This is a genomic window from Campylobacter sp. (assembly GCF_019423325.1).
GTDB lineage: Bacteria > Campylobacterota > Campylobacteria > Campylobacterales > Campylobacteraceae > Campylobacter_B.
In genome coordinates this window covers 174,848-199,898 of record NZ_JAHZBQ010000002.1, presented here as the reverse complement: position 1 = coordinate 199,898, position 25,051 = coordinate 174,848, and the positions used below count along the sequence as shown (strand labels likewise).

The window sequence follows — 25,051 nt, the reverse complement described above, 5'->3', positions numbered from 1 at the left end:
AGGACGAAACTCGCAAATCATCGGGCTTGCGTATATTTAAATTTAGACTATTTGCGCCATAAATTTGGGATGAAATTTCAGCCAGACCGAGGGCTAAATTTGAGATGAAATTTTTGAGCGGTAGGTAAAATTTAAAGCGAAACTGTCTAAATTTAATTAGGACAAGCGCCGATACGATTAAATTTTTTAGAAAAACAATCCTGCTTTTAATTGCAAATTTGCGATTACGAAAGCCTGGGCGGCAAACATTATTTTAAAGCTCGTAGATAAAATTTACGCTACGTTTTATATCGATCGCGGCTGTGAAATTTTAGCGCAGGCGCGTGCAATCACGGCAAAATTTCTATCGGCGTGCCGATTTTTACGTGCTCAAAAAGCTCGTCCATATCGTCATTGACGAGTGCTATGCAGCCCTCCGTCCAGTCGCCGAACGCCGCGATACTCTGCCCTAGGTAGCTAAATTTGTTCGGTAGTCCGTGGATTTTGATATCGCCGCCTGCGCTCTTGCCGAGGGATTTTGCGTGTGCTACGTCGGCTTTATTCGGATAGGAGATGCCTAAATTTAGATGATACGCCGAATTTGGATTTTTGCCGTTTATGGTGTAGTTGCCCTCCGGGGTTTTGCCGTCGCCTTGAACTTCTTTATGCCCTTCAGGCTCGCGTCCGAGGGCGATTTTGTAGCTTTTCGCGACGCCTTTTGAGGTTAAAATTTCAAGAATTCGTTTGGATTTATAGACGCGGATTTTAGAGATTTGCTCGCCGCCCAATGCTTGCTTTAGCGGAATTTCGGAGTTGATCGTTTCGATATTTTTATAGCTAAGATAATTGTCCAATGCCCATGCCAAGCCCGCAGCTATGATAATAAGCGGAAGTAAAATTTTAAATTTCATAGAAGAAATTTCGGGAGTGATCCCGAAATTTTATTTGCTGATTAGCTCGATATAAGCCATCTCTGCGGCGTCGCCCTTGCGAAGGCGGGTTTTGATGATGCGAGTGTAGCCGCCGTTTACGCCTGTGTATTTTGGGGCGATCTCGGTGACCAGCTTATTTGTAGCAGCCTTATCTTGAAGCGCCGCGAAAACAAATCTATGCGCCTCGCTGTCGCCCTTGCGCGCGCGAGTTATTAGCTTCTCGGCATAGCTTCTTAGTTCTTTTGCCTTAGGAAGCGTAGTTTCGATCTTGCCGCTAGTAACTAAAGCGATGGTTAAATTTTTAAGCAGGGCGGCACGGTGAGACGAAGTACGCCCTAGCTTCCTATATCCGTGATTATGTCTCATTTATTGTCCTTCATTCTTTTGTCTTTGAGCCTTCAGCTCGTCAAGCTTGCGTTTTAGCTGCTCTTTTTTATCGCCGAGCTCTTGGTTGCCGATAGGATAACCGATCTCCTCCATAACGGCTTTGATCTCCTCAAGCGATTTTTTGCCTAAATTTTTAAGGTCTTTAAGCTCGCTCTCTTCCATAATCGCTAGCTCGCCGATAAATCTAATATCCGCACGATCCAGGCAGTTAAAGCTTCGCGCGCTTAAGCTTAGATTGCTAACGCTCTCAAAAAGCTTTGCAAACTCGGAATTTGCGGGAATTGCTCTACCGAAAGTATCTGCAGCGCTGATATTTACGATACCTTTGAAAACCGCCAGCTGCTGATACATTGCTTCAAGTGCGTTTTTAAACGCATCTATCGCGCTGATCTGACCGTCGGTAGTGATCGTAAAGACCACCTTTTCGTAGTCAGGATTATCCTCTACAAAGACATTTTCGATGTCGTAAACAGCCTTGGTTACCGGGGTAAAAAACGCATCCAGCGCGATGAAATCAGCGTCTAAATTTTCTCTGATCTCTTCGCTTGGGACGTAGCCGATACCCTTTTCGATGATGAGCGTAAATTTAAGATCGGCATCCTCGTTTATCGTAGCCAGATAAGCGCTTGGATTTACGATCTCTACGGCGTCGTTATTTAGGTCGCTGCCGTAAATTTCTTTAGGTCCTTTAAAGCTGTATTCTACGACCTCGCGTAGGGAATCGCCCTTGATTTTAAACCTTAAGCCTTTTAAATTTATGATAAAAGCCGCCATATCCTCGAGCATACCGCGCATGCTGTCGAATTCGTGGCTTACGCCTTCGATTTTAACCGCGGTCGGCGCGAAACCGACCGTGCTCGTATAAAGTAACCTTCGTAAAGGATGAGCTAGAGTGACGGCATATCCTGTTTCAAAGGGATATGCTATGATTTTAGCAACATTTTCGCTGACATTCTCAACCTTTATTTCAGTTGGCATATGAGCTGATGTTGTGATTTTTCTCATATTAGCACCTACTATTTCGAGTAAAGCTCTACGATAAATCTTTCCTCTACAGGAATAACAACTTCTTCTCTCTCCGGAACTCTAGAAAAAATTCCGTATCTTTTCTCTTTTTCTACATCGACCCACGCTACGATGCCGGTCTGTGCCGTAAGATCCAGCGCTCTTGAAATTTGCGGGTTATTTTTGCTCTTTTCGATCACTTCGATCTTTTGTCCTGCGCGGACGCTGTATGAAGGGATATCGACGCGCTTGCCGTCCACTAAAATGTGTCCGTGCGTAACGAGCTGGCGCGCAAAGCGTCTAGTCGTAGCAAAGCCCATGCGGTAAACGACGTTATCTAGCCTCTGCTCCAAAAGTTGAACCAAGATCGCTCCGGTGTTACCCTCTCTACGAGCCGCTTCGGCAAATAGTCTGCGGAACTGCTTCTCGCTTACGCCGTACATAAATTTAGCCTTTTGTTTCTCGCGAAGCTGTGAGCCGTATTCGCTTAGTTTAGCGCGTCTTTGTCCATGCTGACCCGGAGCGTAAGGGCGTTTTAAAAGCGCGCTCTTGCCCGCAAGCCTTCTCTCGCCTTTCATAAATAGATCGACGCCGAGCCTTCTTTCTAATTTTTCAACCGGTCCTGTATATCTAGCCATAAATTTCTCCTTTTATAATTACACGCGACGTCGTTTAGGCGGTCTGCAACCGTTGTGCGCAAGAGGAGTGATATCTTTGAAATATGTAACTTTGATCCCTTCTACGCTACCTACGCTTTTAACGGCGGTCTCGCGTCCACTTCCCGGACCCTGAACCTTGACGCCTACCTCTTTGATGCCGTGCTCTTTGGCTTTGTTTAGCGCGTCCTCGACGGCTTGTTGCGCCGCATAAGGGGTGGATTTTTTGCTGCCTTTAAAATTTAAAGCGCCCGCACTGCTCCACGCGATCGCGTTGCCCATCTCGTCCGTTACGGTAATCATAGTGTTGTTAAACGTAGCGGAGATGTAAACTATGCCTTTGGCGATATTTTTTCTGACGGTTTTTTTCTTAACTACTTTTTTTTGTGCCATATCTCAATCCTTATTTAGCTGCCGCGCCGACGGTTTTGCGTTTGCCTTTTCTGGTTCTGGCGTTCGTTTTTGTTTTTTGACCGCGAACCGGAAGGCCCTTTCTGTGTCTTAAGCCGCGATAGCCGCCCAAGTCCATAAGCGCTTTTATATCCATAGCCACTTGTTTGCGAAGATCGCCTTCGACCATATAGTGCTCTTGGATCTCTTTTCTGATAGCGGCGGCTTCATCTTCGCTCAGATCGGCGACTCTTTTATCGTAAGAAATTCCTGCCGCATCGAGAATTTTTCTCGACGTAAATAAACCTATACCGTAGATATAAGTTAGTCCGTATTCAATCCTTTTTTTCTTTGGTAGATCTACACCTGCGATACGAGCCATAACTTATCCTTGTCTTTGTTTATGTTTTGGATTTTCACAAATAACGTGAACAACACCTTTGCGCTTGACAATTTTACATTTGTCGCACATTTTCTTAACGGATGGACGAACTTTCATTCCACTCTCCTAAAATTTTCTCCACTTTAAATGCAAACTGCACCTAGGTTTAATGAAATTTCAAAAGCGAAAGTATCAAACCAACTGTTTTCAAAATAGTGGGGATTTTGAAAACACTTCTTCCTACAGTTTAGTCGCAAAATCGCAAGTATATCTAAATTTAACTTTATCCTTACTTATAGCGGTAGGTGATCCTGCCTTTATCGAGGCTGTAAGGGGTCAGCTCGACTTTTACGCGATCGCCCGGCATTATCTTGATGTAGTGCATCCGCATCTTGCCCGCGATATGGCATAAAATCACGTGTTTGTTGTCCAGCTCGACCTTAAAAGTCGCGTTCGGCAACGCTTCTATGACATTGCCGTCGATCTCTATGACGTCGTCTTTTGCCACAAATTCTCCTTTCTTTTAAATTTAAAAAGGGCGATTATATAGAATTTAAAATTTTAAACAGCTTAAAAGAAATTTAAAATAAGCAAAATTTCAGATTTATTTCGCTATGCGCGCACCGTTTTTGCAAAAGCAAGACGGCGCTCTTTTTAAAATTTTAGTATAATGGCTCAAAAATTTTAAAGGAAAAACATGAAATGGCAAGACGGCAGACGAAGCTCAAACGTGGAGGATGACCGCGCAAGCAGCATGCGCACGAGCTCCGGCTCGCTTGGGATGCTGATCCCGATCATCAGGTTTTTGCTCGGCTCAAAGATCGGGCGCATAGTGCTCGTAATCGGCGTCGTAGCATATTTTATGGGCTACAACCCTTTGGCGCTTTTAGACGGAGGCGCCAGTACGCAAAGAGAGCCGACCGATAGCCCGCAGGAGCAGGAAAAGCTCGCCTTCGTCTCGGCGGTGCTAGCCCAAACCGAGGACGTTTGGGGCGAGATATTTAAAAGTGCGGGCGCGCGCTACGATGAGCCCGGTTTGCGGCTCTTCCGCGATCAGATTGCAAGCGGCTGCGGCTTTGCGAGCGCGCAGACGGGACCTTTTTATTGCCCGAGAGACCGTAAAATTTATCTCGATCTTAGCTTTTTCGACGAGCTTGCGAATAAATACAAAGCGGGCGGCGACTTTGCACAGGCCTATGTCATCGCGCACGAAGTAGGGCATCATGTTCAAAATTTAATCGGCACGCTGGAGCAGATCAATGCTCTAAAAAGGCGCGCTCGCAGCGAAGCCGAGCAAAACGCGCTTCAGGTCAAAGTCGAGCTGCAGGCGGACTGCTACGCTGGGGTCTGGGCGCATTATCTCGCAAAAGCCGGGCGCGTGCTTGAAGCGGGCGACATCGACGAGGCGCTAAATGCCGCCAGCGCGATCGGCGACGATACGCTGCAGCGCAAATTTAGCGGTCGCGTCGTGCCTGATTCCTTCACGCACGGCACTTCGGCACAGCGCAAAGAGTGGTTTAAAAAGGGCTTAGTGGGCGGAAACCTAAAAGCTTGCTCGTTTGAGCCGTAAGTGCGGGTTTTGAGCTAGCTTACAGGCCAAATCAAGGGCAGTCTAAATTTTAAAATTTAACGCCGAGCTTGGAGGCAAAATTTTAAAATTTTAATGATCGGCGATTAAAAAGCTCGGACGGCGCGCTCGGCTATCGCGGCGACGGCTTGTTTGAGCGCAGGCTTGACTACGGCACAAGAAACCAAAATAGATACGTTAAAATTTATGGAGGCTAAAATGAACAAAATAACCTGCATCTGCCTAGGCGTGCGAAGCATGCAAAGGGCGCTGAAATTTTACAGAGACGGACTAGGATTTAAGACGGATTGCAAAGACGACGACCCGCCGGTATGCTTTTTTAATACGCCCGGAACCAAATTTGAGCTCTATCCCTTGGACGCGCTGGCGCGAGATAACAGCAAAAACGATCCGCCCAAAGGAAGCGGATTTGGCGGCATCACGCTAGCTACAACGTAAAAAACAAAGAGGACGTAGCTAGCGTCATAGAGCTAGTAAAAAAGACGGGCGGAACCATCGTCAAGGAGCCTCAAGATGCGTTTTGGGGCGGATACCACGCGTATTTTGCCGATCCAGACGGATACTACTGGGAGGTTGCTTGGGGGCCCGGTTTTAAATTTGACGAGGACGGGCTGCTCAAATTTTAGATCAAAATTTTTGCGGCCGAGGCTTATTCGGAGGCGCTGAAGCCTTTAGCGTAAATGTGCAAATTTTACACTCAAAATTTTATTGCAAATCATTGGGCTGGTTTTCGTAGTTCGTATAATTTGCGGCGCCGTTTTTCCGCACCCCGTTCTAAACATCGAGCGAAATTTTACTCTCCGATGTGATCCGCGGCGCAGATTTTGCGCGAGGCTAAAATTTACTCGCACCCCTGCCGCGCTGTTTTACTCGCGCTCGCAGTAACCGCTTTGCTCGTATTGCATGCCGCTACGCAAAACAAGAAAGCGGATATTTCGCGGCGCTTTTATCCGTGAGCGCGGCGAGGAAAAGAGCGATAAGCTCCTAGAAGCTTTGCGCGGCGGCCTCTTTCAAAAACCGCTTGTTTATGAGCGAATTTTCGATGTCGGGATGAGCTAGAATGATTAAATTTTTCATATTTTTCCTTTAAAATTTTGGTGTGAGGCGATAAAATTTGCCGCTAAAATCGTAGATATAGCCCCGCTTTGAAATTTCATTTTCAAATGAGCGGCGGAATTCTAAGGCAAAATTTCAAAGCGAAATTTTAATGCCGAAGCTTCGGCATTAAATTTGACGCCGAATTCCGTAGCAAATTTCAGTGCATAAATTTCATAATTAAAGCTTAGCGCCCAAATGCGCCGGAGCTCTATTTCAAAACGCTGGCTTGGCGCTTTATTTCCCCGCAGCTAGCAGATCTGCAAGCACCTTTGCGGCGTGATCTTTCGCCTTGACGCTTTTATAGACCTTTAAAATTTTGCCGTCCGCACCGATCAGAAAGGTCGAGCGCACGATGCCCAGATACTCGCGCCCGTAGTTTTTGCGCACCTGCCACGCGCCGTATAGCTTGGCTACCTCGTGCTGCGGATCGCTCAGCAGGATGTGCTTTAGGCTCTGCTTGGCGATGAAGCCCGCGTGGGATTTGGCGCTGTCGGGGCTGATGCCGACGATCACGCAGTCTGCGGCGATGAAATCATCGTATGCGGCGCTAAATTCGCATGCTTCGGTCGTGCAGCCGGGGGTGTTATCCTTGGGGTAAAAATACAGTGCGACCTTTTTTCCCGCAAAGTCCTTTAGCGCGACGCTCGCTCCGTCGGCGTTTTGTAAGCTAAACTCGGGCGCCGCATCTCCCGCTTGCAGCGTGATTTTGCGCTCGCGATCCTCCGCGCTAAACTCGTCTTCGATCTGTGTTTTTCTCTGCATATCGTGTCCTTTTTTTTGAAATTTTCGGGCTCATAGCCCGAGTTGCGGCTAAATTTTAATCTTTTTTCATAAATTTATCCTTGCTTGGATAAAATTTTGCTCCGCGCCGCGGCTGCACGCGCATTGGACGGATCGTAAGTAAGATCGTTTTAGACGAGGGCGAGCGTGGGAGCTTACTTTGCGGCACGCGTAAAAACATTTTGTTGCACATGCCTTGAGACAGTATGGTACGAGAGCGCTTCGTATCTATCGCGCCTCACGAATCCCATTCCTCACAGGCATAATAACGCTTTGCTTTCGCAAGTCCTCTTAATCTACTTTTAGCTTTTTAACGATATGATTCTGCAAATTTTAACAAAGGAAATAACATGAAAACGCTCGTGATTTTATCGCATCCAAATTTTGTCGCCTCGCGTGTGAACAAAGCCCTATCGCAGGTCGCAAAGGGCGCTGCTAGCGTAGAGGTACGCCATTTAGAGGGGCTTTACGGCTCGGACGTTGCGCGCATCGACGCTCGCGCCGAGCAAGACGCGCTACGCGGCGCCGATCGTATCGTGTTTTTGTATCCGCTGTACTGGCTAAACGTGCCGCCTATGCTAAAAGCCTATCTCGACATCGTCTTTTCGCACGAGCTGGTGGGTTCCGGCGCGCTTAAGGGCAAGGTTCTGCAGCTTGCGCTAAGCGCTAGTACGCCGCTTAGCGAGTACTCCAAACAGGGCGCTATCGGCTTTAGCTTGGATGAAATTTTAACGCCGCTTAAGATCACGGCAAACTATTGCGGGATGGACTTTGCCGTGCCGTTTATCAGCAGTGGATTTGAGCCGGGCGAGTTTGGCGACGATGCCGTAGATGCCGCAGCTGCACGCTTTGGTAAGCTTTTACGAGGCGAGTTGAGTCCCGGCGAGTATCAAATTTAGCAAAGCAAATGCCCGCTACCCGCGGCTACGAGCCGAAATTTTATGAGGGCGAATTTTAGCCGCGAAACTGCCGCTTTTAACGAACCGATCGGCAAAAGCTAAAAAACCGTTCGGGTTTAGGGCAAGGCGAGCGGTTCGATGATCTGTCCGTGCTGCTATCTATCGGCGGGCACGTGCCACTTTGATCTAGATCGGCTCACTCTCGGTACGGACATATGTGCGAGGATCGGTCGCTACTGCGCAAAGCGGCGGCGTGTCACGAGCGCGTAAAATATGAAAGCGCATTGCTATAAGCGAGCGGGCAGAGTGAAGAGGAGCCCGCGTTTCATAGATATCTCGTGCTAGTGGGGCTTGCGCGATGAATGGATGCAAAGCCTACGCAAAACGAACGAGCACTGCGGTAAAATAGGGTAAGACCGCTCTTGGTGTGATTGGGGCTGGATGTCGCGCGGGGTGCATCTGCGCGCATGAGAGATGAGAGAAAAGACTGCTTATAGCGTTATTTGAGTTGCTACGAAATTTGATTTATCAAAAGAGATTTTTGAAGAAGGAGCAGAATTTATAAAATTTTGCTCCTTGATTTTGTGATGTTTAAAGCGCGCGCATCGCTATCGCACGCACCGTTACGCCTGATTATTTTACGCCGACTATGATTTGAGTAGCTTTGATGATCGCAGTTACTTCGTCGCCGACTGCTAGCGCCAAATTTTTAACGGAGCTGTTTGTCACGATCGCGCTTAGATTCTCACCGCCTGCGGTTCTGACATCGATTTCAGCATTGATTGCGCCCTCTTTAACGACGGTGATTTTGCCCTTTATTTGGTTGGTCGCGCTTAAGCGTAGATCGTTCTCACCTTTGGAGATGATGACGCTTGGGGCTTTGAATAAAAATACCGCCTCTTTGCCCGCTTTTAGATCTAGACCTTTTTCGGAATCGGTCGTAACGGTCGCTTTTAGCACGTCGCCGCCCTTAGTTTTGCCTACGATTAGCGAGTTTACCGCACCTGTTTTTACCTCTGTGATCACAACGTTAAGTTGATTTCTAGCACTTATTGCCATAGTTTCTCCTTGTAAAAAATTACGAGCAATGTTAGCGGCAAATCCTTAAATGAAATTTAAAAATGCTGCATGTAAGAAATTAATTTGATTTGTTGCGAATTTATATTAAGTCCACTTTTTAAATTCCTAGCTTGCATTATGAAAAATAGCGTTAAAAAATAGATGAAATTCTAAATTTGCATATTAAATCGAGTCATTTTCCTTGAAATTTTGCGTTTTTTAGAGCTCTAACGCAAAATTTGGCGTTTGTTTTATGCGCATGCGAAGTGCACATCCGGATAGAAAATTTATCTCAAATCGCGTCTGGCAAGGCTTTAAAAGCACTCCGCTTAAGCCTCTTCGCTGAATTTTACGCCTCGCACATCGGTTTTACTAGTGGATTGGCGAGCGAGGCGATTTTACATTTGCTTTAAAATACAGCTATCGGTGCGTTTTGTGCCAAAATTTCAATGTACCTTGCTTTGTAAAAAATCACGCAGAATCATCGCATGGTTGCAGTGCTCGTCCTTTGCGGCGTATAGTAGCGTGACGACCGGCTCGTTTTTAACCTTTTTCAAAAATTCAGCCACGGCGGGATTTTGCTCAAGTTCGGCTAGGTAAAGCTCCTTAAAATGGGCGAAATTCTCAGGCTTATGCGCGAAAAGCTTACGTATTTCGGTGCTAGGCGTTATGTCCTTTGCCCACATATCAAGTTCCAGCGCGTCTTTTTTTACGCCGCGCGGCCATAGCCTATCGCAAAGCACGCGAAATCCATCCTCTTTCTCCGCGCTCTCATAGACGCGCTTAATCTTAAATTTTGTCATAGTTTGCTCCTTTAAATTCGCTAATCCTTGATAAAATAATCGCCGTCGAAGCTTACGAGCGAGTACTTGCGCTCGCTCCCAAGCGCTTCTACGAGCTCAGGCACGCTAAGGAACGTGAGGCTGTCGGCGCCTATAAATTTGCAAATTTCATCCGTGCTCATATTTGCGGCGATCAGCTCGCGCACGCTCGGCGTATCGATGCCGTAGCGCTCGGGATACTTTAGCTCCGGGCTTGCGATGCACATATGTACGCGCGCCGCGCCCGCATGGCGCAGAAGCTCGACGATCTTTTTGCTCGTAGTGCCGCGTACGATGCTATCGTCCACGACGACGACGCTTTTGCCGTGCAGTGCCGCCGCGATCGGATTTAGCTTGAGTTTGACCTTCAAATTTCGCACCTCTTGCGTCGGCTCGATGAAGGTGCGGCCGATGTAGTGGTTGCGCACGATCGCCATCTCGAAGGGCAGCTTGCTCTCTTGCGCGAAACCAAGCGCTGCCGGCACGCCGCTATCGGGCACGGGCACGACGAAATCGGCTTTTAGCTCTTTACATTTTCGCGCGAGCGCCGCGCCCAGCTTTTTTCTGACCTCGTATACGTTTTTGCCCTCTACGACGCTGTCGGGGCGCGCAAAGTAGATGTATTCAAACGCGCAAATTCTAGCCTCCGAGGCTTTTAAAATTTGAACCGAGCTGAACTCATCCTTGCCCTCTTCGAAAATCACCATCTCGCCGGGCTTCACGTCGCGGACGAACTCGGCTCCTACGAGATCAAACGCGCAGGTTTCGCTCGCGACGATGTAGCCGCCGTCTTTGAGCCTGCCGATGCTGAGCGGACGCACGCCGTAGCGATCGCGCACGGCAAACATCTTCGAGCGGCTCAGGATCAGAAGCGAGTACGCGCCCACGCACTGATTCAGAGCTTCGACGATGCGGTCTTTTAGATGCTCCTGCTTACTGCGTGCGATGAGGTGCAGGATGTTTTCGGTGTCCATGCTGGACTGAAAGATCGCGCCCTCGCTTACGAGCTTACGGCGGATTTCGTCTTTATTGATCAAATTTCCGTTATGAACGATCGAGATCTCCCCAAGAGCATAGTTGCCCGCAACGGGCTGCGCGTCCTTTAGGCTGTCTGCGCCCGCGGTGCCGTAGCGGTTGTGGCCGATCGCGATGTTGCCCTTTAAAATTTCAAAACTCGCGGGACTAAAAACCTCTGTCACGAGCCCCGTGGCTTTGATCGTTTTGATATGATGATTAAAGCTCGAGCTGATGCCGCTTGCCTCCTGGCCGCGGTGCTGCATGGCAAAAAGCCCGTAATACGCGGTCTTAGCCGCACCTTCGGAATTTATGACTCCCACGATTGCGCACATTTTCTAACCTCTTAAATTTTATTTTTTAGAAATTTATCTATATTTTGTTTTATCATTGACGGCTTGCCGTCCGGCATGTTGCCGGCGCCTCATCAAATAGATCGGCTGAAATTTTAAACGTCTCGGTGATATTCGCTCCGCCTGTGGCGTAGCTGCCGAATAGGCCGACTTTGTAAATTCCAAAGCTTTCAAGCTCGGGCTTTAGCTCGCGCAAAAAATTTAAAATTTCATCTTTGGTTGGCATTTTTTCCTCTTAAATTTGGCCGCAAAGCCTAGATTCCTAAGCAGTCGTCGATGCCGTAAAGCCCGCTATTTTGCGATGCTAGCCATACCGCTGCCTTTATCGCGCCTCTGGCAAAGGTCGCGCGCGAAGTCGCCGTATGATTTAGCTCGACGAACTCGCCCTCGCCGTAAAACCCCACGGTGTGGCGCCCGACTATATCGCCGCCGCGCAGCGACATCACGGCGATCTCGTCCTTGCCGCGCTCGCCGATGAGCCCGTCGCGACCGCTTACGCGCACGTCCTTCAAGCTTAGCTCGCGCGCACTTGCGGCGCTTTCCGCAAGGCTCATCGCCGTGCCGCTTGGGGCGTCTTTTTTGTGGCGGTGGTGCATCTCTAAAATTTCGCAGTCAAAATCGCGCAGGCTCCTGCTAGCAAGCGCTACGAGCTTGTTTAGCACCGCGACGCCCAGGCTCATATTCGTAGCGTGCAGCACGGGCATCTTCGCGCCGCATTCGCGCAGTAGCCGCTCGCCCTCCTCACCCAGAGCCGTCGTACCGATGCAAAGCGGCTTTGGGTGCGAAAGCGCAAATTTCATTAGGCTTATCGCGCCGTCTCGGATCGTGAAGTCTATCACGACATCGCAGCTGCTAAAAAGCTCGTCGTAGCTGCTTACTACGGCGCAGCTTGGCGTATAATCAAGAGGCGCGACCGTGTAGATCACGCTTGCTCGCGCCTGATCGAAATTTTTCAGGCATTCGTAGATCATCGTGCCCATTCTGCCGCTTCCGCCGTGAATTCCTATATTTATCATCGCTGTTCCTTTAAATTTAGTCCGCTTAGTATAGCTAAATTTTACTTAGCGTCCATTTTGCTTAAAATTTTAAGTAGCGCCTTTTCGATAAAAAGCGGCACGCCGAAAAAGCCCGCGAGCACGTAAAATAGCGCAAATCCGCTCAAGCCGCAAGCAAACTTACGCCAGTGGTTTATAAAAAATTTTTTCATTTTTCCGCTCATTAATTTTGATAGCGTAAAATTATATCCAAAAATTTCGTGCAAAGGGTTAAATTTTGCTGGTTCACATCTGCTGCTCGGTCGATTGCGATTATTTTTTGCGCCGCTTGAAAGAGCTCGCGCAAGAGCCGCTAATAGGCTATTTCTACGATCCAAACATCCACCCTTGCGGCGAATACGTTCTTAGAATGCACGATGCAAAGCGGGTTTGCGAGAATTTAGGGATTAAATTTATCCCGGGCGAGTATGATTTTCAGGGCTGGCTAGACGGCGCGCGCGGGCTTGAAAATGAGTCCGAAAAAGGCGCGCGCTGCGAGTTTTGCTTTGATTTTCGCATGCAAAAAACGGCCGAGCTCGCGCTAAGTTTGGGCGAGCGCAAAATCACCACGACTCTTTTAATGAGTCCCAAAAAATCGCACTCTCAACTTTGCGCCTCGTTGCAACGTATCTGCGAGCGCTGCGGACTGGAGTTTATCGCGCCCGATTTTCGTAAAAACGGCGGCACGAACGAGCAGTTTGCGCTTGCGAAAAAAGACGCGCTCTATCATCAAAACTACTGCGGCTGCATCTACGCGCTTGCGGCGCAGCGGAATTCGGGCGGAAGTCTGACGGCGGATTTGAGGCGAAATTTAGCCCAAGGTGCCGAAATTTACGAGCTAATGTCGTCTATCGATCGGCAAATCTTGCCCGCTTCGGTAGAGGAGAAGTTGAAATTTTATAAAAAGCTTTGCTCGCTCGAAAAAAAAGGTGTGAAATTTAACGTGCTGCGCGATCGGTTTTTAAACTACCGCCTGCTGCGCGCATGGATTAAATTTGACGGCGAGGTCGTGCCTTCGTTTGTGCTATTTGGCTCGCATTTTACGCGTGAAAACGTGAAGCTTAGCGTGGAGCGGGAGTGCGAAATTTTTTGCAGCGATAAGGGGGAGATTAAAATTTTAAACCTGGCGAAATTTAACGAAATTTCAAGATCAAATTTCAAAAGCGTATCTGAGATGCTAAAAAATCCGCCGAGTCTCGCGCGCCAAAATAAAGCTCGTGCCGCCCTGTGCGCTGCGGGCTCGCTCTCGCCGATCATCGTCACGGACGAAATAAGAGCCGCCAAAGTTCAAATTTACGGGCTCTCGCGCATATTTTTAGACGTTAGGGAAATTTTAGTAAGAATTTGATAAGATTCTAAAATTTCTAAAAAAGGCAGATCAATGATAGATATAAACGAAATCCTCTCCATCCTACCTCATCGTTTTCCGTTTTTGCTGATAGATCGCGTCGAAGAGCTCAGCATAGGCGAAAGCATCAAGGCCTATAAAAACGTAACCTACAACGAGCAGATCTTTCAGGGTCACTTTCCGGGGCATCCGATCTATCCGGGCGTCATGATCATCGAGGGCTTAGCGCAAGCAGGCGGCGTGCTGGCGTTTAAGAGTATGGAGAAAGACGGCGTCGATCTAAGCGACAAGGTCGTGTATTTTATGAGCATCGATAACGCTAAATTTAGAAGCCCGGTTCGCCCCGGCGACAAGCTTGAGTATCGCATCAGCGTAATCAAACACCGCGGACGTATATGGGTGCTAAAGGGCGAAGCCTACATCAACGACGGCGCCACATTGGCCGCGCAGGCGGAACTTCAAGCGATGATAATGGATAAATGATGGCTAAAGTTCACCACACGGCGATCATCGAGGATGGCGCGCAGATCGGAGCCGAAGTAACGATCGAGCCGTATGCTTTCGTAAGCGCGCAGGCTAAAATCGCAGACGGCTGCACGATCAAACAGGGCGCGCGTATCATCGGCGATACTCAAATCGGCGAGAACTCTAAAATTTTTTCATACGCGATCGTGGGCGAAATTCCGCAGGATATGAGCTTTGAAGATGGCGAGCGCACGGGGCTAATCATCGGCAAAAACGCTACGATTCACGAGTTTTGCACGATCAGCTCGGGCTCGCATAAGGGCGACGGATTTACGCGCATCGGCGATAATCTCTTTATGATGGCGTATTGCCATATCGCTCACGATTGTGTGCTGGGCAGCAACATAATCTTAGCCAATAACGCCACGCTCGCAGGTCACGTTGTAATGGGTGATTATGCCGTTATCGGCGGGCTTACCCCGGTGCATCAGTTCGTCCAAATAGGCGAGAGCTGCATGATCGCAGGCGCTAGCGCGCTTAGTCAGGACGTGGTGCCGTTTTGCCTAGCCGAGGGTAATCGCGCATATATCCGCGGGTTAAATTTAACGGGCATCCGCCGCCGCTTCGATAAAGAGACGGTCGAGACGATAAATCGGGCGTATAAATTTTTATTCAACCAGGGCAGGGGCTTAAAGGAGCAGGCGCAAATTTTATTAAACGAAACGAGTGATCAAAACGTTCGCAAGATGTGCGAGTTTATAATTAACACAAAACGCGGAATTCCGCTAGATAAAGGTAAAATTTAATGGCAAATAAGTGCAGTTTTTGCGGTGAGACGGGCGCGGACGGACGTCGTATCTATCCTAACGACGACGGTACGGCGGCTATCTGCAGCTATTGTATCGATATGGCATACGCCGCTATCCACGGCAGCGAGGGTCAAAATGAGGCGGTACAAAATCAAAATAAAGAGATCGATTTCGAAGCTATCAAGCCAAAGGCGCTGATGGAAGTGCTAAATCGCTACGTCATCGGTCAGGAGCGCGCTAAGAAAATTTTTAGCGTCGGCGTTTACAACCACTATAAAAGAATTTTCAGGCAGACCGACGCGAAAGGCGACGATACCGAAATTTCAAAATCAAATATCTTGCTTATCGGGCCTACCGGCAGCGGCAAGACGCTTATGGCGCAGACCTTGGCGAAATTTTTGGACGTGCCGATCGCCATTAGCGACGCTACGAGCCTAACGGAAGCGGGCTACGTCGGCGAGGACGTAGAAAATATCTTAACCCGCCTTTTACAGGCTGCGGACGGCGACGTAGAGAAGGCGCAGCGCGGTATCGTATTCGTAGATGAGATCGATAAGATCGCGCGAATGAGCGAAAACCGCAGTATCACGCGCGACGTAAGCGGCGAAGGTGTACAGCAAGCGCTGCTTAAGATCATCGAAGGAAGCGTCGTAAATATCCCGCCGAAGGGCGGCCGCAAGCACCCAAATCAGGACTTCATCCAGATCGATACGACAAATATTTTGTTCGTCTGCGGCGGCGCGTTCGACGGGCTAAACGAGATCATCAACCGCCGCATCGGGCAGAATGTACTCGGGTTTAATCAAATCAAGCGCAGCAAGAAAGAGAGCTTAAATTTGCTAAACATGGTCGAGGCCGACGATTTGGTGCATTACGGCATAATTCCCGAGCTCATCGGGCGTTTGCACGTAGTGGCTACGCTAAATGAGATCGACGAAAAGGCGATGGTTAGAATTTTAACCGAGCCGAAGAATGCGATCTTAAAGCAATATCAAAAGCTCTTTGCGATAGACGGCGCAAATTTAAAATTTGACGACGACGCGCTAAGAGAGGTCGCGAGCCTTGCGATCAAGCGCAAAACCGGTGCGCGCGGACTTCGCAGCATAATCGAGGAGATCATGGTCGATATAATGTTTGATCTGCCTGAGCTTAAGGGCTATGACGTCATCATCTCCAAAGAGGTCGTAGATGGCGTTTCTAAGCCTATACTTGTAAAACAAAATTTAACTGCATAAAGGGGATAAATGTTACTTGATTCGATTCTAGGATTATTTTCTAGGGATATGGGCATCGATCTAGGCACGGCAAACACGCTCGTGCTATTAAAAGATAAAGGCATCATCATCAACGAACCGAGTGTCGTCGCGGTACAAAACGAACGCTACGGCAAGCAAAGGATCATCGCCGTGGGTGCCGAGGCTAAAGAGATGCTCGGACGCACTCCGGGCGATATTGAAGCGGTGCGCCCGATGAAGGACGGCGTTATCGCGGATTTTGATATGACGGAGAAGATGATTAGGTATTTCATCGAAAAGACCCACAAGCGCCGCTTTTTCGTAAGTCCGCGCATCATCATCTCGGTTCCTTACGGGCTAACTCAGGTCGAGCGTAAAGCCGTGCGTGAAAGTGCAATGATAGCGGGTGCGCGCGAGGTTTATCTAATCGAAGAGCCGATGGCTGCGGCGATCGGAGCGGGCCTTCCCGTAAATGAAGCGCGCGGCTCGCTGGTCGTGGATATTGGCGGCGGTACCACCGAGATCGGCGTCATCTCGCTAGGCGGCATCATCAGCGCCAAATCCGTTCGCGTCGCGGGCGATAAGATCGACGCAAGTATCGTTAATTACGTCAAGGAAAAATATAGCCTGCTTATTTCGGAGCGAGCGGCCGAGGAGATTAAGATCAAGATCGGCACGGCGGTGCAGCAGCAAAAAGATCTTACCTACACGGTCAAAGGAAAAGACCAGATCAGCGGGCTTTTAAGCTCGGTCGATCTTACGAGCGAGGACGTTAGAGAGGCGATTAAAGACTCGATCAGAGAGATTGCAGACGCGCTGAAATTTGTGCTTGAGAGCATTCAGCCAGAAGTCGCCGCCGACATCGTTGAAAACGGCGTCGTGCTAACGGGCGGCGGTGCGCTCATTCGCGGATTAGATAAATATCTAAGCGACACCGTAAAGCTTCCGGTTTTCGTCGCGGACGAGCCGCTGCTATGCGTCGCAAACGGCACGGGAAAAGCCCTAGAAGAGATCAAATCGCTAAAACAAGCGGCAAATGACTAATCTCAAACTCCTCCTCGTCGCGGTTTTGCTGGTAGCCATTTCGTTAACGTTCGGCTCGTATATCCACGGCAAATTTATCGGATTTGCAGGAGGAATTTTAGAGGTGTATTACGGCGTGAGCGATCGGGTAAAAAGCGCTGTGAACGAGCATTTTAACCAGGCAGAGACGATCAAAGCTCTACGAGAAGAAAACGCCGAGCTAAAAAAATCGGCGATGCTGCTTAGCACGTTCGCGGGCGAGCTGAATAAAATTTTGATCGATAAAAATAGCTCTATTTATGAGCCCAAAGTCCAGCTCGTAAAGGCGTTGAGCTACGCGAATCTAAACGACTACAACAAATTCTTCGTAAATTTTGAAAATTTTAACCCAAACAAAATTTACGGCCTCATCAGCGAGGGTAAAACCGCAGGAATTTTAGTAAATAAAGACGGGCGCCCGCTTGCGATCTTACAGCGCGACGAGAAGAGTAATTTCTCCGTTTTCATAGGAGATACTCAAATTCCTGGCGTCGCAGGCGGCGAAAATAACGAGCTCGTAGTCAGATACATCCCGCAATGGCTCGATCCCAAGGTAGGTGATGAGGTGCTTACCAGCGGCAAGGACGGGATTTTTTTTGCCGGCGTGCCGGTAGGAAAGGTTAAAGAAATTCAAAACGGGAAGCTATACAAAAGCGCCGTCGTAGAGCCCTACGTGAGCTCCGAGATGCCGGCGTTTTTGTATGTCGTTACAAAGGAAAATTGATGCCCAAAAGAGATGATATTAAGACGATTTTGCTGATCGGTAGCGGTCCGATCGTAATCGGCCAGGCGTGCGAGTTCGATTACAGCGGCACGCAGGCTGCCAAGACGCTAAAGAGCCTCGGATACCGCGTAGTGCTAATAAACTCCAACCCCGCTACCATTATGACCGATCCCGATTTTGCCGACGCCACCTATATCGAGCCGATCACCAAAGAGAGCATTTTGCGTATCATAAAGCGTGAGAGCGTCGATGCGATCCTGCCTACGATGGGCGGACAGGTCGCGCTAAACGTCGCGATGGAGGCTTACGAAAGCGGCGAGCTAGGGGGGGTAAAATTTCTAGGCGCCAAGCCTGAAGCGATAAAAAAGGGCGAGGATAGAGTAAAATTTAAAGAGGCGATGATTAATATCGGAATGGATCTGCCTAAATCTAAATACGCCTACAATATCGAAGAGGCGATGGCTGCTGCAAATGAGATCGGCTTTCCGCTCATTATCCGCGCTAGCTACACCCTAGGCGGCGCGGGCAGCGGCGTGGCGTACAATATCGACGAGTTTAAAGAGGTCGCGCAAAATGGGCTAGATGTAAGCCCGATAAATGAAATTTTGATCGAAGAGAGCCTGCTTGGATGGAAAGAGTTCGAAATGGAGGTGATCCGCGACCATAAGGATAACTGCATCATCGTCTGCTCGATCGAAAATTTCGACCCGATGGGGGTGCATACGGGCGACAGTATCACGGTTGCGCCCGCTCTGACGCTTACCGATAAAGAATACCAGGCGATGCGCGACGCGAGTTTTAAAATTTTACGCGAGATCGGCGTGGATACGGGCGGCAGTAACGTGCAGTTTGCAGTAAATCCGCAAACGGGGCGGATGATCGTCATCGAGATGAACCCGCGCGTAAGCCGCAGCTCGGCTCTTGCATCCAAAGCCACGGGCTATCCGATCGCCAAGGTCGCTACGATGCTGGCGGTGGGCTTTAGTCTGGATGAGATCAAAAACGACATCACCGGTACGCCTGCGAGCTTTGAGCCGGTGATCGATTATATCGTGACTAAAATTCCGCGCTTTGCGTTTGAAAAATTCCCCGGCGCAAACCCGTATCTAGGTACTGCGATGAAAAGTATCGGCGAGGTGATGGCGATCGGGCGCAGCTTTAAAGAGAGCATTCAAAAGGCGCTGTGCTCGCTGGAGAAGGGCTACTTCGGCTTCGTGGAGTTAAATTTAAGCGAAAAGGATCTTATTTTCGGGCTTCGCAATGCGCAACAAGATAGAGCTTTATATATCGCTCAGGGCTTTAGAGCGGGCATGAGCGTGGATGAAATTTACGAGCTTAGTAAGATCGACCGCTGGTTTTTGAGCCAGATCGAGCAGATCGTAAAATTTGAAGAGCGCATCGATATGGAGATCATCAACGATGCGGCGCTTTTGAGACAGGCCAAGAGCTGGGGCTTTAGCGATAAGATGATCGCAAATTTGATCAACAAAAAGGACAATCTGGGCCTTACGCAAAACGACATCCATTTTGCCTGCGCCAGGCAGGGCATAGGCCTTGAATACAACGAAGTAGATACCTGTGCAGGCGAGTTTGCGGCGCTTACGCCCTATCTATACTCCAGTACCAACATAACGCCTGCCATCGCAAGCCGTAAAATTTCAAAAGATAATAAAAAGGTCCTCATCATCGGCGGCGGTCCGAATCGCATAGGCCAAGGCATCGAGTTTGACTACTGCTGCGTGCACGCCAGCTACGCCCTGCGCGATATGGGGATCACCACGATAATGTATAACTGCAACCCCGAAACCGTCAGCACCGACTACGACACGAGCGATATTTTGTACTTCGAGCCGATCGATTTCGAGCACGTTAGAGCGGTCATCGAGGCCGAGAACCCCGACGGCGTGATCGTGCATTTCGGAGGTCAAACGCCGCTAAAGCTCGCCAAACGCCTAAGCACCGTAGGAGCCAAGATTATCGGTACGAGTGCACGCACGATAGACGTAGCGGAAGATCGCAAGAAATTTAGCGAGTTTATCGCAAGTATCGGCGTTAAGCAGCCTAAAAACGATACCGCTATAAGTGAAGCCGAAGCGATCGAAAAGGCCGCTGCGATCGGCTATCCGGTGCTCGTTCGCCCTAGCTACGTGCTAGGCGGTCGTGCGATGCGGCGCGTACATAGCGAAGCTGAGCTTAGGCAGTATATGAGCGAGGCGATGCGCGTGAGCGATCATTCACCGGTGCTTATAGATAAATTTTTACTTGACGCGACCGAGCTTGATGTCGATGCGATCTGCGACGGACGCGACGTGTATATCGGCGCGATAATGGAGCATATCGAAGAGGCGGGCATCCACAGCGGCGATAGCGCGAGTATCCTGCCGCCGCTTAGCCTAAGCGCGGAGATGATCGATCTGGTAAGTCGTCAAACCAAAGAGATTGCGCTAAATCTCGGCGTCGTGGGGCTTATGAATATTCAATTCGCGATTTTTGAAAACGAGCTTTACATCATCGAGGTAAATCCGCGCGCGAGCCGCACCGTGCCGTTTGTGAGCAAGGCGACGGGAATTCCGATGGCTAAGGTCGCTACCCGCGTAATGTGGCAAGGGGGTCTGCGCGAGGCTTTGAAATTTTACGACGAGTTCGGCGTGCTGGCCGAAGAGAAGGGAATTTTAAAACCGCGCATTAAAAATCATATCTGCGTCAAAGAAAGCGTCTTTCCTTTCAACAAGCTTGCGGGCGCGGATTTGATTTTGGGGCCTGAGATGAAAAGCACCGGCGAGGTGATGGGTATCGGCGAAAATTTCGCCAAAAGCTTTGCTAAATCGCAAATCGGCGCTAGCAACGCACTTCCAAGCGGCGGCAAGGTATTTTTATCGCTAGCCGATCACGACAAGCTGCGAGCCGTGGAGCTTGCACGCGCACTTACGGGCGCGGGCTTTAGTATCGCCGCTACGAGCGGCACTCACAAGCTATTAGGCGAAAACGGCGTGGAGTGCGAGTTTGTCTATAAAATCAGCGAGGGTCGCCCAAATATCGAGGACAAGCTCAAAAATGGCGAAATTTCGCTCGTAATCAATACCAGCGACAGCAAATCAAACTCTACCGACGCCGCGAAGATCCGCCAGAGCGTGCTGCGCTTTAGGCTGCCGTATTTTACGACGATGAAGGCGGCGATCGCCGCTACGCGCTCGATCTGCTCGATAAAGGACGACTCCGCGCTTGAAGTTAAAACGCTGCAGGAGTATCTAAGCGGCAAGTAGCGCGAACAGGCTTCCGCCGGCACCGTGCCGCGATAAAATTTTAAAATTTTAATCCGCTTTTAGATTTAAATTTGCGGCTGCGAAAATTTGGCGCATAAAAAGCGTCTCTGCGGATTAAATTTTACTTGCGCTCTCGCAGTTAGCGGTTGAGCGCAAGTTCGCTGCGGTCCGTTTGCGCGAAAGGAGACATCGGCGGATTTAAAAATTTATTACGACGGCCGGCGGTGCTGCGGCGATCCTTTTAAGATCGGAGATGCGATCAAATGGGACGCGAGCAAATTTAACGTGCAGGATCACTTCGTATTTAAAGACGCCGACTACTCATACGAGGCGCGCGGTCGCAAGAGTGCGAGATAACGGGCGTCGTGACGGGGATTTGGGCGATATATTTTCGCTACGAGGCCTACCGGCAGCGCTGCGGGCAGGTGCTGTACCCAAGCGAGTATAAAATTCTTCAAATTTCACGAAGCGACGCGTATGAGCCGAAATTCGAAGGCTTTGAATTCGGCGCTTATTTGGTGCAGCTACGGGATACGGACTGCTAAAATCTGCCCAAGCGAGTTTACGAAAAGCTTCAAAAAAGCGGCAAATTTAGCGCCGAAATCGCTTCGCCCGATCAAAAAGACGCTAGCGGCGAGACGCTTTTAAATCTCGCTATCGCCGCGGATGATGCCGTAGCGATAGCGCTAGATCGCGGCGCAGGGGTAAATTTAGCGAGCAGAGGGCTTCGCGCCGATACGGCGCGCATGCTTTTGCAAAAATGAAAATATTTTTAGAATTTTACTTTCAAACGGCGCGGACGTGGACGCCGAAAACGATGCGAAGCTTAGCGCGCGCAAATATTGCGAGGGCAGATATGAGGGCGTAAAAAACGCAAGCAAGCTAAGCAGGATCATTAAGAATTTAAGCTTAAAATTTGATTTGCGCTACTAAATGCGAGTGCAACTTATGCGGATGATAAAATTTATAGCGCTGCGCCGCTTTGTTCGCCGCCGCACTGCTTTTATCGCCGCACCGCCTTTTGCTACCATGCGCCGCTTCATTCGTTGCTGCGCTTTTGCTGCCGCGCCGCTTATTCTCACTATCGTATCGTCTGTGCGCCCGCCCCACCGTCCTTCTTGTCGTCGCGCTGCCTTTTGCTGTCGCGCCGCTCGTCTGCTCGCCATACAGCTTTCTTGTTGCCCCCCCCTTAGCTAATGCCGCTATCGTAATTTCGCTGTGAACCGCGCTATCCGCTTCACTACCGCTGCCGCTTTATTTATCGTTGCGCCGTCTTTGCGCGCCGCATAAAACACAATGATTAAATTTAAGTTTTGGTTGGATAAAATTGTCGTTCCAAAACAAATCAAAACAAGGAGAAAAGATGGAATTTTTGCAGCTTTTGTTGGTCCTGATAGCTATGATTATTATCATAGCAAAACCGCAAAAAGAAAAGCTCGCTTTCGGTTTAGTCGTAGTCTCGTGGCTATTTATGGCGTATTTATACATAGGGCACAAATCAGGCGCCCTGCTAACGACGATAAATCTATAAGGGGCGCGGTATGAACGAAATCAAAAAGGCAAAATTTTTCTACGCATTGATGTGCTTGGCGGGATTTTTGATCATCCTTTTGCCGGTCGGGATAGCCAATCTCTTTTTCGGCTACGTGCTCAAGGACAGCCCGTGCACGCTGTGCTGGGGGCAGCGCGAGGGCATGATCTTTATCGGCGTCACGGCTCTTTTTATCGTCAGATACGGGCTAAAGGCCAGATACCTAGCCATGCTGCTTTTGATGGCGGGATTTGGACTATGGCAGTCCTTTGCGCACTACGGCATACACGCGCACAGGGATTTAGATCAGGGCTTTGGTTTGGCGGTTTTCGGTATCCATACTTATTTTTGGGCGGAGATAGTGTTCTGGGCGGTCGTAGTGATGCTCGGGGCGATATTCTTTTTCGCGCCTAAGTTTAGCGCGCTTGAAGAGGAGATGGAGGGCGAGACGATCAGAAGGTTCGGCAAGCTTACCTCCGCGGCTTTCATCGTCTGCACGCTCATAATCGCTTCGAACCTCTTTCAAGCTTTCGTCAGCACGGGCCTTCCGCCGTATTACGGGCAGGGCGATCCGGTGCGCTTCACGCTTGATCCAAAATATATCATCTGGGACGATAGCGGCTATAAAAATCACTGGAAAAACATCTCATTTCGCGGCAAAAGAGAGGTCGAGGCGCCGGATTATGCCTTTGCGCCCGCTAGCGAGAAGCTGGGCGTGAAATTTGACAATGATCCGAGCAACGCTCCTTTGGCGGTGGATGAAAATCTAAGTATCGCCTCAAAGAACGATATAAGCTTTGCCAAGCCTATCAACTCGCTTGATTTCATAAACGGCGAATTCGTCGCGAGCTCGAAGTGGGAAGTGTTTTTTATGGACGAAAATTTTAAAGTTACGAGCGATTTTGAGATCGATCCGTATTTTTCGGCGACGATCGATCCGATCATCGGCGTGGTCCCGTTTATGGGCGATAAATACATGCTCATGGGCTCTAACAAGACTCTTTTGAGATTTGCGAAAAACGGCGGCGCGGACGAAGCGCTTCAATACGCCGATTTCGTGCGCGGTAACGATAAATTTGAAGGGCAGGGTAAAGGGCTCGGACGCAGCAGGATCGATACGGTCAGGGCGAAATTTCACCACGTCGCAAGCATCGCTACCGACGGGACGTACTGCTACCTAGCCACCGTGCCGAACAACAAGGATGCGAAAAACTTCGTCATCTCTAAAATTTTGCTGAGCGATCGCACGCTTTCGGGCGAATTTAGCCCAAAAGCCGCGCTTAAGCAGGACAAGAGCCTGGGCGATCTCTACGTCACGTCGATGAGCTATCACGACGGCTTGCTCTACGCGCTTAGCAAAAACCACAACGTCATCGCGATCATCGATCCAAAGAGCGAGCAGATCGTCAAAACTCTCTCCTATCCGAGCGAGATAAGCAACGCCAGAAGCATCTTTTTCAAAGACGGCGCGATGTATATTTTATCCTATCAGGACGGCAAAAATACGCTTTATCGGCTAAACTAAATTTGGTTGTAAAGTTAGGCGTTTCGGAGCGATTTTTACTATGGATCGCTCTGTCGCCGTTCGGTGTCCGCGCTTAAATTTGTAGCGCAAAAATCCTAGCGTTAGGCGTTAAATTTATCAAATTTCCGCCGTTTCTCGCCAAAACTCAAGCGCCTTATCGTCGTCAGCCTGGACGAATTTGGCGATTTCTTCTGCGCAAGGCACGGCGTTTTTGCTTAGTCGCGCGATATCGATACTAGCAAGCGCTCTAAAAAATCTCTCAAAATCGCTCGCGACGCGCCTGCCGCAAAGCTCTTCGTCTCCAAGCAGCCACGCATAAATCGAACCGTCCGCGCAATCAAGCAAAAAAATCCACGGATCGCCCACGGCAAAAACTATCAAATTTGCAGGACGCGCCGCGCCTGACTACCATTTGCCGCCGTATTCGTCGGTGCCGTTTAGCCGCACTAGTTCGCTAGCGTAGTCGCCTCCGACGCCAAAGCGTACGTTGCAAACTTCAAATTCGCCGAAGTCAAATTTACAAACTAGTTGCGAAAACGCAGGCGGAAATTTGACGCCGAGAGTTTCTTGCGCTTTTTCTATCGCCTGTACGCACGCGCCAGAGTCGCATTGTAGCGACAGTCTCATGCCCGTTATGCCCTCTTGCTCCAGAGGCAGATAGATCTCGTCTAGCTCGCGAGCAATTTGATCTAGCTTTAAAAACACATCTTTT

30 protein-coding genes and 1 pseudogene are annotated in these 25,051 nt (G+C 49.3%); 14 read left to right on the top strand and 17 right to left on the bottom strand.

What is annotated here, in order from left to right; translation table 11 throughout:
• Positions 1-329: 329 nt before the first annotated feature.
• The 8 genes from QZ367_RS05880 to infA form a co-directional block, all read right to left on the bottom strand.
• Positions 330-890 carry a L,D-transpeptidase family protein gene (locus QZ367_RS05880; protein ID WP_291938543.1) on the bottom strand — a complete coding sequence of 187 codons (561 nt, stop codon included), beginning with the start codon at positions 888-890 and terminating at the stop codon, positions 330-332.
• 30 nt (positions 891-920) lie between these two features.
• Positions 921-1,277: a 50S ribosomal protein L17 gene (gene rplQ / locus QZ367_RS05875; protein WP_291938541.1), complete on the bottom strand. Its 357-nt coding sequence runs from the start codon at positions 1,275-1,277 to the stop codon at positions 921-923.
• Entirely contained in the window at positions 1,278-2,303 is a 1,026-nt protein-coding gene (locus QZ367_RS05870) for a DNA-directed RNA polymerase subunit alpha (RefSeq protein ID WP_177387178.1), read from the bottom strand.
• Positions 2,304-2,314: 11 nt separating this feature from the next.
• Positions 2,315-2,941, bottom strand: a complete 627-nt coding sequence (gene rpsD, locus QZ367_RS05865; protein ID WP_005869858.1) for a 30S ribosomal protein S4 — start codon at positions 2,939-2,941, stop codon at positions 2,315-2,317.
• Positions 2,942-2,959: 18 nt separating this feature from the next.
• A complete protein-coding gene (gene rpsK, locus QZ367_RS05860; RefSeq protein ID WP_177387174.1) occupies positions 2,960-3,352 on the bottom strand; it encodes a 30S ribosomal protein S11 in 393 nt (130 codons plus the stop codon).
• A gap of 10 nt (positions 3,353-3,362) precedes the next feature.
• Positions 3,363-3,731 carry a 30S ribosomal protein S13 gene (gene rpsM / locus QZ367_RS05855; protein ID WP_005869856.1) on the bottom strand — a complete coding sequence of 123 codons (369 nt, stop codon included), beginning with the start codon at positions 3,729-3,731 and terminating at the stop codon, positions 3,363-3,365.
• 3 nt (positions 3,732-3,734) lie between these two features.
• Positions 3,735-3,848, bottom strand: a complete 114-nt coding sequence (gene rpmJ, locus QZ367_RS05850) for a 50S ribosomal protein L36 (RefSeq protein WP_005869855.1) — start codon at positions 3,846-3,848, stop codon at positions 3,735-3,737.
• Between the two features lie 172 nt (positions 3,849-4,020).
• Positions 4,021-4,239: a translation initiation factor IF-1 gene (gene infA, locus QZ367_RS05845; protein ID WP_005869854.1), complete on the bottom strand. Its 219-nt coding sequence runs from the start codon at positions 4,237-4,239 to the stop codon at positions 4,021-4,023.
• A 189-nt stretch (positions 4,240-4,428) separates the two neighbouring features.
• Between infA and QZ367_RS05840 the strand changes: the two genes are divergently transcribed.
• Complete coding sequence (locus QZ367_RS05840) at positions 4,429-5,301, top strand: neutral zinc metallopeptidase (protein ID WP_291938510.1); 873 nt, start codon at positions 4,429-4,431, stop codon at positions 5,299-5,301.
• A 216-nt stretch (positions 5,302-5,517) separates the two neighbouring features.
• Positions 5,518-5,945 (top strand): annotated as a pseudogene (locus QZ367_RS10395) (VOC family protein).
• Between the two features lie 706 nt (positions 5,946-6,651).
• Here QZ367_RS10395 and bcp read toward each other — a convergent pair.
• Positions 6,652-7,179 carry a thioredoxin-dependent thiol peroxidase gene (bcp, locus tag QZ367_RS05825; protein ID WP_291938507.1) on the bottom strand — a complete coding sequence of 176 codons (528 nt, stop codon included), beginning with the start codon at positions 7,177-7,179 and terminating at the stop codon, positions 6,652-6,654.
• Positions 7,180-7,547: 368 nt separating this feature from the next.
• On the opposite strand from bcp, the gene QZ367_RS05820 reads away from it, so the two are divergent.
• Entirely contained in the window at positions 7,548-8,096 is a 549-nt protein-coding gene (locus tag QZ367_RS05820; protein WP_291938505.1) for an NAD(P)H-dependent oxidoreductase, read from the top strand.
• A gap of 633 nt (positions 8,097-8,729) precedes the next feature.
• On the opposite strand, the gene QZ367_RS05815 is transcribed toward QZ367_RS05820, so the two are convergent.
• The 6 genes from QZ367_RS05815 to QZ367_RS05790 form a co-directional block, all read right to left on the bottom strand.
• Positions 8,730-9,155 (bottom strand): TOBE domain-containing protein, encoded by a 426-nt coding sequence (locus QZ367_RS05815; protein WP_291938503.1) that lies wholly within the window; start codon positions 9,153-9,155, stop codon positions 8,730-8,732.
• A 446-nt stretch (positions 9,156-9,601) separates the two neighbouring features.
• A complete protein-coding gene (locus QZ367_RS05810; protein ID WP_291938500.1) occupies positions 9,602-9,958 on the bottom strand; it encodes a DUF488 domain-containing protein in 357 nt (118 codons plus the stop codon).
• Positions 9,959-9,978: 20 nt separating this feature from the next.
• Complete coding sequence (gene purF, locus QZ367_RS05805) at positions 9,979-11,325, bottom strand: amidophosphoribosyltransferase (RefSeq protein WP_291938498.1); 1,347 nt, start codon at positions 11,323-11,325, stop codon at positions 9,979-9,981.
• Between the two features lie 52 nt (positions 11,326-11,377).
• Positions 11,378-11,569 (bottom strand): nucleotidyltransferase domain-containing protein, encoded by a 192-nt coding sequence (locus tag QZ367_RS05800; RefSeq protein WP_291938496.1) that lies wholly within the window; start codon positions 11,567-11,569, stop codon positions 11,378-11,380.
• A gap of 28 nt (positions 11,570-11,597) precedes the next feature.
• Positions 11,598-12,359, bottom strand: a complete 762-nt coding sequence (dapB, locus tag QZ367_RS05795) for a 4-hydroxy-tetrahydrodipicolinate reductase (protein WP_291938494.1) — start codon at positions 12,357-12,359, stop codon at positions 11,598-11,600.
• Positions 12,360-12,400: 41 nt separating this feature from the next.
• On the bottom strand, positions 12,401-12,550 hold the full coding sequence (locus QZ367_RS05790) for a hypothetical protein (protein ID WP_291938492.1): 150 nt from the start codon (positions 12,548-12,550) through the stop codon (positions 12,401-12,403).
• A gap of 65 nt (positions 12,551-12,615) precedes the next feature.
• Between QZ367_RS05790 and QZ367_RS05785 the strand changes: the two genes are divergently transcribed.
• From QZ367_RS05785 to QZ367_RS05735, 11 genes are all read left to right on the top strand, one after another.
• Positions 12,616-13,725, top strand: coding sequence for an epoxyqueuosine reductase QueH (locus QZ367_RS05785; protein ID WP_291938490.1), 1,110 nt, complete (start codon positions 12,616-12,618; stop codon positions 13,723-13,725).
• Between the two features lie 33 nt (positions 13,726-13,758).
• The gene (fabZ, locus tag QZ367_RS05780) at positions 13,759-14,208 is read left to right on the top strand and encodes a 3-hydroxyacyl-ACP dehydratase FabZ (protein ID WP_291938488.1); all 450 of its coding nucleotides are present in this window, start codon (positions 13,759-13,761) and stop codon (positions 14,206-14,208) included.
• Positions 14,208-14,996 carry an acyl-ACP--UDP-N-acetylglucosamine O-acyltransferase gene (gene lpxA, locus QZ367_RS05775; RefSeq protein WP_291938485.1) on the top strand — a complete coding sequence of 263 codons (789 nt, stop codon included), beginning with the start codon at positions 14,208-14,210 and terminating at the stop codon, positions 14,994-14,996. Before fabZ ends, lpxA begins: the two co-directional genes overlap by 1 nt.
• Positions 14,996-16,234, top strand: coding sequence for an ATP-dependent protease ATP-binding subunit ClpX (gene clpX, locus QZ367_RS05770; RefSeq protein ID WP_291938483.1), 1,239 nt, complete (start codon positions 14,996-14,998; stop codon positions 16,232-16,234). The genes lpxA and clpX overlap by 1 nt, the downstream gene beginning before the upstream one ends.
• A gap of 9 nt (positions 16,235-16,243) precedes the next feature.
• The gene (locus QZ367_RS05765; RefSeq protein WP_005869818.1) at positions 16,244-17,278 is read left to right on the top strand and encodes a rod shape-determining protein; all 1,035 of its coding nucleotides are present in this window, start codon (positions 16,244-16,246) and stop codon (positions 17,276-17,278) included.
• Positions 17,271-18,020 (top strand): rod shape-determining protein MreC, encoded by a 750-nt coding sequence (gene mreC / locus QZ367_RS05760; protein WP_291938479.1) that lies wholly within the window; start codon positions 17,271-17,273, stop codon positions 18,018-18,020. The genes QZ367_RS05765 and mreC overlap by 8 nt, the downstream gene beginning before the upstream one ends.
• The gene (carB, locus tag QZ367_RS05755; protein ID WP_291938477.1) at positions 18,020-21,283 is read left to right on the top strand and encodes a carbamoyl-phosphate synthase large subunit; all 3,264 of its coding nucleotides are present in this window, start codon (positions 18,020-18,022) and stop codon (positions 21,281-21,283) included. The genes mreC and carB overlap by 1 nt, the downstream gene beginning before the upstream one ends.
• A gap of 365 nt (positions 21,284-21,648) precedes the next feature.
• Complete coding sequence (locus QZ367_RS05750; RefSeq protein ID WP_291938475.1) at positions 21,649-21,828, top strand: hypothetical protein; 180 nt, start codon at positions 21,649-21,651, stop codon at positions 21,826-21,828.
• A 256-nt stretch (positions 21,829-22,084) separates the two neighbouring features.
• Complete coding sequence (locus QZ367_RS05745; RefSeq protein WP_291938473.1) at positions 22,085-22,216, top strand: hypothetical protein; 132 nt, start codon at positions 22,085-22,087, stop codon at positions 22,214-22,216.
• Positions 22,217-22,646: 430 nt separating this feature from the next.
• The gene (locus QZ367_RS05740; protein WP_291938471.1) at positions 22,647-22,814 is read left to right on the top strand and encodes a dihydroneopterin aldolase; all 168 of its coding nucleotides are present in this window, start codon (positions 22,647-22,649) and stop codon (positions 22,812-22,814) included.
• A gap of 10 nt (positions 22,815-22,824) precedes the next feature.
• Positions 22,825-24,339: a disulfide bond formation protein B gene (locus tag QZ367_RS05735; protein WP_291938469.1), complete on the top strand. Its 1,515-nt coding sequence runs from the start codon at positions 22,825-22,827 to the stop codon at positions 24,337-24,339.
• A 117-nt stretch (positions 24,340-24,456) separates the two neighbouring features.
• Here the strand turns inward: QZ367_RS05735 and QZ367_RS05730 are convergent, their stop codons facing one another.
• Positions 24,457-24,720, bottom strand: a complete 264-nt coding sequence (locus QZ367_RS05730; RefSeq protein ID WP_291938468.1) for a hypothetical protein — start codon at positions 24,718-24,720, stop codon at positions 24,457-24,459.
• Positions 24,721-24,744: 24 nt separating this feature from the next.
• Positions 24,745-25,044, bottom strand: coding sequence for a hypothetical protein (locus tag QZ367_RS05725; protein ID WP_291938466.1), 300 nt, complete (start codon positions 25,042-25,044; stop codon positions 24,745-24,747).
• Positions 25,045-25,051 lie beyond the last annotated feature (7 nt).